Raw genomic sequence first — 7,177 nt, forward strand, 5'->3', positions numbered from 1 at the left:
GCCTTATTCGATGACGATCAGCGGCTGGTCATATTCGACCGGCTGGCCGTTATCGACCAGCACCGCCTTGACCGTGCCGGCATGGGGCGCGGTGATGGCGTTCATGACCTTCATGGCTTCGACGATCAGCACGGTGTCGCCCGCCTTCACGGTCGAACCGACGGCGGCATAGGGCGCCGCGCCCGGTTCGGCGGCGAGATAGGCGGTGCCGACGATGGGGGAGCGGATGGCGTTGGCGGCCACGGCCGGGGCGGCGGCTTCGGCCGGAGCCGGGGCGGCGGCCGGCGCGGCGGCGGCGACCGGAGCGGCGGCAACGGGCGGAGGAGCATAGGCGACGGCGCCGCCGCCCGCCTTGCGCGCGACGCGGATCTTCCGGTCGCCGTCCTCCACCTCGATTTCCGTCAGGTTTGTGTCGTCGAGCAGCGCGGCGAGATCGCGCACCAATTGTACGTCCACCTGCATTGCGCCCTTTTCAGCCTTGTCGTTCATTTTCATTCCCTGGACGGTGAATTTCGTGTTCCGATGCCCGCGCCTATGCGCATTTGCGCCAGAGCGCAACTTATGTGCGTCGAGCTACAGTTCCAGCGCCGCCTCCAGCGCCAGCATGTAGGACAGGGCGCCGAAGCCCGCGATGGTCCCCTTCGCCGCCATGCCGACATAGCTTTTGTGCCGGAATTCCTCGCGCCGGTGGGGGTTGGAGAGGTGGACCTCTATCACCGGGACCGCGATGGCCTTGATCGCGTCGTGCAGCGCGATGGAGCTGTGGGTAAGGCCGGCGGCGTTGAGGATGACGGCGTGCGCGCCCTCCGCATGCGCCTCCTGCAGCCAGTCGACCAGATGGCCTTCATGGTTGGACTGGCGGAAATCGATCTCCACATGGGCGCGGTTGGCGGCGTCCTCCATCCGCTCGGCAATGTCGTCCAGCGTGTCATAGCCGTAGATTTCCGGCTCGCGCGTGCCCAGCATGTTGATGTTGGGACCGTTCAACACATAGATTTTGCGCGCCTCGGCCATGGCAGTCCCCCTTTAGGTTGCGACCGGGGCGTGTCCGCCCCTATATGCGCCGTGATCTTTAGCCCTTCGTGTCGCGCCAAGTCGAGACACGTTATTTGACAGGACAGAGCATTGCACGTCGACGGAACCGTATCGATCCAAATCAACGGTGGGCATCGCCGCGTCCGGGCCGGCATGACGCTGGCGGAACTGGCGAGCGAACTGGGCTTCGCGCCGGAGAAGGTGGCGGTGGAACGCAATCTGGCGGTGGTGCCGCGCTCCACCCTGGCGCAGGTGCGCGTCGAGGATGGCGACGAGCTGGAGATCGTGCATTTCGTGGGCGGCGGCGACCATCCGGTCGCGGGGGACGGCGACGTCCTGGTGACGGATGCGGATAGCTGGACGGTGGCGGGCAAGACTTTTCGCTCGCGGCTGATCGTCGGCACGGGGAAATACAAGGATTTCGAGCAGAATGCGGCGGCGGTCGCGGCTTCGGGGGCGGAAATCGTCACCGTGGCGGTGCGGCGCGTCAATGTGTCGGACCCCAAGGCGCCGATGCTCACCGACTTCATTGACCCGAAGAAGATCACTTATCTGCCCAATACGGCGGGCTGCTATACCGGCGAGGAAGCGATCCGCACGCTGCGGCTGGCGCGGGAGGCGGGCGGCTGGGATCTGGTGAAGCTGGAAGTGCTGGGCGAGGCGCGGACGCTCTATCCCGACATGGTCGAAACGCTGCGGGCGACGGAGATTCTCGCCAAGGAGGGCTTCAAGCCCATGGTCTATTGCGTGGACGACCCGATCGCGGCCAAGCGGCTGGAGGATGCGGGCGCGGTGGCGATCATGCCGCTGGGCGCGCCGATCGGGTCGGGGCTGGGCATCCAGAACCGCGTGACGATAAGGCTGATCGTGGAAGGGACCAGGCTGCCCGTGCTGGTCGATGCAGGCGTGGGCACGGCATCGGAGGCGGCGGAGGCGATGGAACTGGGCTGCACCGGCGTCCTCATGAACACCGCCATTGCCGAGGCGAAGGACCCGGTGCTGATGGCGGCGGCGATGAAGGCCGGGGTCGAGGCGGGCCGCATGGCCTATCGCGCCGGGCGGATGGGCAAGCGCATGTATGCCGATCCGTCCAGTCCGCTCGCAGGGTTGATCTAAAGCTTCGGGGGCGAGCCCAGATCGAGTTCTGTCGCCCGGTCGAAAATGGTGAGGACGAGCGGATCGGACTCCGCCGCGCGCACCGCGACCCGGAATTCGACCGATGGCATGGCCGGGGCGCCCGGTATCGGCACCAGCGTGCCGTCGGCCATATGCTGGCGGACCATGGGATGCGGGAAAATGCCGATGCCGCCGCCTTCCAGCGCGATGTCGATCATCGTGCGCATATTGTTGCACAGGTTCACTGAGCGCCAGCCAAGGTCGGACGCGGCAATCGCCTCCTTCATGATATTATAGAGCGGCGACAGGCTGGACAGGGACCAGATGGGCATTTTCGCTGTGTCGGGGGCGTCGGCGGGTGTCTTCCGCATCGCGGCCACGGTGGCGGGGCTGGCCAGCCACAGCAGGCCGACATCGCCGATGGGCGCCGTGCGCAGCATGGGATGGGCGATCTGCCCGGCGGCGAAGGCGATGTCGGTTCGCCCGGCGATAAGCTGCTGGATCAGGTCGGCGGTAAGGGCGATCTCCACGTCCAGCGAGACGCGGGGCAAATCCCGGTTCAGCACGGCAACGAAGCCGGGCAGGCAACTGGCCGCCGCTATCTCGCCCGCGCCGATGCGCACCACGCCGGTCGCGCCTGCAATGTCGCTGCATCCCATCAATACGCCCTGGAATCGCGCCCAGAGCGGTTCGCTTTCGCGGACCAGTTCGCGCCCCGCCGGGGTCAGGGTCATTGTCCGCCCCTCCCGTCGGAAAAGCGCGGTTCCCAGATGATTTTCCAGTTCCCGCACGCGCGCGGAAATGGCAGGTTGCGTCGTGTTCAATCGTTCCGCCGCAGCGGCAAAGGTGCCCAGCCGCGCGATCCAGAGCAACGTTTCAAGATGGTAGAAAGCAATCCGATTGATAGACATCGCTTGTGCATAACGCAAAAAACAAATCATTGGTATTGATGATTTAACGTGCCTAAGACGGCGATGATTGGGAAAGGAAGGACGCAGATGGTCGAGAAGCTTTACCCTGACGCCGCGTCGGCGCTGGACGGACTGCTGTTCGATGGAATGCATCTGTGCGCGGGCGGTTTTGGCCTGTGCGGCATTCCTGAAAGGCTGATCGATGCGATCCGCGATTCGGGGGTGAAGGATCTGACCATCGCCTCCAACAACGCCGGGATCGACGGCGAGGGGCTGGGCAAGCTGCTGCGCACGCGGCAGGTGAAGAAGATGATCTCCAGCTATGTGGGCGAGAACAAGGAGTTCGAGCGGCAATATCTGGCCGGGGAGCTGGAGGTCGAGTTCTGCCCCCAGGGCACGCTGGCGGAGCGTTGCCGGGCGGGCGGCGCGGGCATTCCGGGCTTCTACACCAGGACCGGCGTCGGCACCGCCGTGGCCGAGGGCAAGGAGGTCAGGAGCTTCGACGGGCAGGATTACATATTGGAGCGCGGCATCTTCGCCGATGTGGCGATCGTCAAGGGCTGGAAGGCCGACGAGAGCGGCAACCTCATCTTCCGCAAGACGGCGCGCAATTTCAACCAGCCCATGGCGACCGCGGCGAAGGTCTGCGTGGCGGAAGTGGAGGAGGTGGTGCCGACCGGCAGCCTCGATCCCGATGCGATCCATCTGCCCGGCATCTACGTCAAGCGCATGATCGTGGGCGCGCCCTATGACAAGAAGATCGAGTTCCGCACCGTTCGCCAGAGGGAGGCCGCATAATGCCCTGGACCCGTGACGAGATGGCCGCCCGCGCCGCGATGGAACTGCGCGACGGTTTCTACGTGAACCTGGGCATCGGCATTCCGACGCTGGTGGCGAACCATATTCCGGCAGGCGTGGAAGTCACGCTGCAGTCGGAGAACGGCATGCTGGGCATCGGCCCCTTTCCCTATGAGGGGGAGGAGGACGCCGACCTCATCAATGCGGGCAAGCAGACGATCAGCGAATTGCCGCAAAGCTGCTATTTCTCCAGCGCGGACAGCTTCGCCATGATCCGGGGCGGGCATATCGACCTCACCGTGCTGGGCGCGATGGAGGTTTCGGAGAATGGCGACATCGCCAACTGGATGATCCCCGGCAAGATGATCAAGGGCATGGGCGGCGCGATGGACCTGGTCGCGGGCGTCAAGAAGATCATCGTCGTCATGGAGCACACGTCCAAGGACGGCAGCCCCAAGTTCATTCCGGCCTGCACCCTGCCGCTGACCGGCAGGAATGCGGTCGACATGATCGTCACCGACCTGTGCGTCTTCCAGCGGCCCGACCATGACAGCCCGTTTAGATTGGTCGAACTTGCTCCGGGCGTGACGGCGGAGGAAGTCGCCGCTAAGACAAGCGCGCATTATCTGGCTTAGAGCGGAGATCCGAGCGAATCGGATCGCCGCTCCAGGTCCTTGTTCACCGCGATTTCCCGGCCGGCATCGGTCCGGTCGCATGGAAATCGCTCCGGGGAAGCACGATGAGCCTTGAGGGCACTTATGACGAGGGCAATGTCTTTGCCCTGATCCTGGCAGGGAAAATCCCGTCGACCAGGCTTTATGAGGACGAGCATACATATGCCTTCCTCGACATCCAGCCGCAGTCCAGGGGGCACAGCCTAGTCATTTCCAAATGGTCGAAGGCGCGCAACATATTGGAAGTCGAGGATGAGGCGCTGGCGCAGGTGATGGCGACGGTGAAGAAGGTCGCCAACGCCACCCGCAGGGCGCTGGACCCCGACGGCATCCATGTCGCGCAGTTCAACGGCGCGCCGGCCGGGCAGACCGTGTTCCACCTGCATTTCCATATCGTGCCCCGCTGGGAGGGGCAGCCGCGCGGCTTCGTCGCCCATGCGCAGGGCGATTTTGCCGATCCGGAGGAATTGCGGAAGCTGGCCGAAGAGATTTGCGCCCAGTTCTGATGCGCCAGACCGTCGTGAAAGCGCCCTGACATGGCGCTCAAGCCCTTCAAGGCCCCCGGCGCGCGGCTGGCGCTGCGCGCCAAGCGGGAAAGCCGGCGCTTCGTCGGCGGCAGCCGGTCGGCGGAGATCGTTCTCGACATCTCGCGGCTGCTCTCCCGCAGTTTCCACGCCGCACCGACCGGGATCGACCGGGTCGAGTTCACCTATGCCCGCGAACTGCTGGAGCGGATGCCGGACCGGCTGGCCTTCGCCGCCGTGCATCCGGCGGGCGGCTATTACGGGCGGCTGAAGGATGCGGCGGTGCGCCAGTTCCTGGCCTTCACCGCGGCGCGTTGGCGCAATGTGGAGCAGGTGGACGAGCGGGAGAGCAAGGCGGCCGTGATCCGCCACCTGATCGCGCTGCGCCCGCGCCCGGTGCCCGCGGCGCGGGGGCCGCGCATCTATCTGCAGGTGTCGCCCCATCATCTGGACGACGCCGATCAGGTCGGCGCGATCCTGCGGGCGGAGGGGGCGCGCTTCGTGACGCTGGTGCACGACGTCATTCCGCTGACCCATCCCGAATTCGCCCGGCCGCAGGGCGCGCAGGAGCATCTGAAGCGGGTGCGGACCATAGACCGCTATGCCGACGGCATCATCGGCAACAGCCAGGCGACCATCGACGCGCTGGCGCCGCATCTCAAGCGCGGGCTGGAGGGGCGGACGATCCGGGTGGCGCATTTCGGCGCCGACGCGCCCGACATGGTGGTGGCGGGCGGCCATGACGTGCCCGATCGGCCCTATTTCGTCTATATCTCGACCATCGAGCCGCGGAAGAACCATCTTCTGCTGCTCAACATCTGGCGGCGGCTGGTGGAGAGATGGGGCGACCAGGCGCCAGTGCTGGTGCTGATCGGGCGGCGCGGCTGGGAAAATGAGAATGTCGTCGACATGCTGGAGCGGGCGGAAATCCTGCGCGGCCATGTGATCGAGGCGGGCAGCGTGCCGGACAATGAGATGAACGCGCTGGTCGCCGGGGCGCGGGCGATGCTGATGCCCTCCTTCGAGGAAGGCTATGGCATGCCGGTGATCGAGACGCTGTCGGCGGGCGTGCCGGTGATCTGCAGCGACATCGTCGCGCATCGGGAGGTGGGCGGCGACGCGCCGGATTATCTCGATCCGCTGGACGGCCTGGGCTGGCTGAGGGCCATAGAGGCGTACAGCAGGGCGGATTCGCCCGAACGCGCGGCGCAGCTTGCCCGGATCGCGGCGTGGCGGGCGCCGACATGGGGGGATTATTTCGACATCGTCGCCGGCATGCTGGACGAAATGACGGTTCGCGCTTCCGCTTGACGTCCCTGTGCCGGGCGATCACAGAAGCTGTTGTATGGATTGCGTTTTCGAATGGCTGAAGCGTCGCTCCATTCGCGCTAATATAGTCGTGACAGGGGACGGCTTTTCAACGTGAACGCGACTCCATTCCTGCGCTCGCCCCCCTTTCCGGGCATCGCCCCCGCGACGGCGGCGATCAGCCGCATGCGGCGCGACGGCGAAGCGCCCGCCACCATTTCCGACGCCGTGCTGGACGCTGTCGCCGAGGCGCGGGTCGGCGGCATATTCTGGGGTCATCGGCCCGCCGGCATCAGGCTGGTCGCGCGGGCGGGCGTGGCCGTCCCGCAGGCCATGTTGGACGGGCTGGCGCGGCGGGAAATCGGCATGGTGGGGAAGGCGCGGCGCGGCGCGGACTCCGGCCCCGGCCCCTTCCCCGACCTCGGTCATGCCTTGCCGGAACCGACCGACCTCTGGACGCTGGTCGCGGGCGCGGCCTCCGTGCATGCGGAGGCGGGCGACGAGCTGGCGATCATCGCCGGCCTGCTGCACGTGCCGGTCTTCGGCGCGGACGGGGTCGCCATCGAGCCGGCGGTCCTGCGCGACGGCGCCCGTGCCGCGCTGGCGGCGGCGACCTATCGCGACTGTTTCAGCGGCGAGGACGCCGATGCCGTGCAGGCCGTGGCCCAACTGGCCGATTGGCGGCGGCATCTGGACGGCAATCACGGCATCGCGGCGGCCAGCGGCATGGCCTTGTGGAAGCGGGAGGCGATCCGGCGGTTCCTGTGGGACGGCGTGCGGTCGCCGCCCTTCCTGCCGGAGCACAGGGGCC

The 7,177-nt window shown here is 66.4% G+C and carries 8 protein-coding genes and 1 pseudogene; 6 read left to right on the top strand and 3 right to left on the bottom strand.

What is annotated here, in order from left to right:
• Positions 1–3 precede the first annotated feature (3 nt).
• Both accB and aroQ read right to left on the bottom strand, forming a co-directional pair.
• Positions 4–489 (bottom strand): acetyl-CoA carboxylase biotin carboxyl carrier protein, encoded by a 486-nt coding sequence (accB, locus tag L286_RS45375; protein WP_031293596.1) that lies wholly within the window; start codon positions 487–489, stop codon positions 4–6.
• A gap of 84 nt (positions 490–573) precedes the next feature.
• The gene (gene aroQ, locus L286_RS45380) at positions 574–1,014 is read right to left on the bottom strand and encodes a type II 3-dehydroquinate dehydratase (RefSeq protein ID WP_013041390.1); all 441 of its coding nucleotides are present in this window, start codon (positions 1,012–1,014) and stop codon (positions 574–576) included.
• 111 nt (positions 1,015–1,125) lie between these two features.
• On the opposite strand from aroQ, the gene thiS reads away from it, so the two are divergent.
• Positions 1,126–2,151: a sulfur carrier protein ThiS gene (gene thiS / locus L286_RS45385; RefSeq protein WP_020817691.1), complete on the top strand. Its 1,026-nt coding sequence runs from the start codon at positions 1,126–1,128 to the stop codon at positions 2,149–2,151.
• Here thiS and L286_RS45390 read toward each other — a convergent pair.
• Positions 2,148–3,062, bottom strand: coding sequence for a LysR family transcriptional regulator (locus tag L286_RS45390; RefSeq protein WP_020817692.1), 915 nt, complete (start codon positions 3,060–3,062; stop codon positions 2,148–2,150). The two genes, thiS and L286_RS45390, sit on opposite strands and share 4 nt — an antisense overlap.
• An 87-nt stretch (positions 3,063–3,149) precedes the next feature.
• On the opposite strand from L286_RS45390, the gene L286_RS45395 reads away from it, so the two are divergent.
• The 5 genes and pseudogenes from L286_RS45395 to L286_RS45415 all read left to right on the top strand — a co-directional run.
• On the top strand, positions 3,150–3,860 hold the full coding sequence (locus L286_RS45395) for a CoA transferase subunit A (RefSeq protein WP_007686238.1): 711 nt from the start codon (positions 3,150–3,152) through the stop codon (positions 3,858–3,860).
• Positions 3,860–4,495: a CoA transferase subunit B gene (locus L286_RS45400; protein WP_020817693.1), complete on the top strand. Its 636-nt coding sequence runs from the start codon at positions 3,860–3,862 to the stop codon at positions 4,493–4,495. Before L286_RS45395 ends, L286_RS45400 begins: the two co-directional genes overlap by 1 nt.
• Before the next feature lie 104 nt (positions 4,496–4,599).
• On the top strand, positions 4,600–5,040 hold the full coding sequence (locus L286_RS45405; RefSeq protein ID WP_007686240.1) for an HIT family protein: 441 nt from the start codon (positions 4,600–4,602) through the stop codon (positions 5,038–5,040).
• Positions 5,041–5,070: 30 nt separating this feature from the next.
• Positions 5,071–6,369, top strand: a complete 1,299-nt coding sequence (locus tag L286_RS45410; protein ID WP_007686242.1) for a glycosyltransferase family 4 protein — start codon at positions 5,071–5,073, stop codon at positions 6,367–6,369.
• Positions 6,370–6,480: 111 nt separating this feature from the next.
• Positions 6,481–7,177 (top strand): annotated as a pseudogene (locus tag L286_RS45415) (beta-3-deoxy-D-manno-oct-2-ulosonic acid transferase); the annotation flags it as partial.

It is taken from the genome of Sphingobium sp. HDIP04, assembly GCF_000445085.1.
Classification (GTDB): Bacteria; Pseudomonadota; Alphaproteobacteria; order Sphingomonadales; family Sphingomonadaceae; genus Sphingobium; species Sphingobium indicum.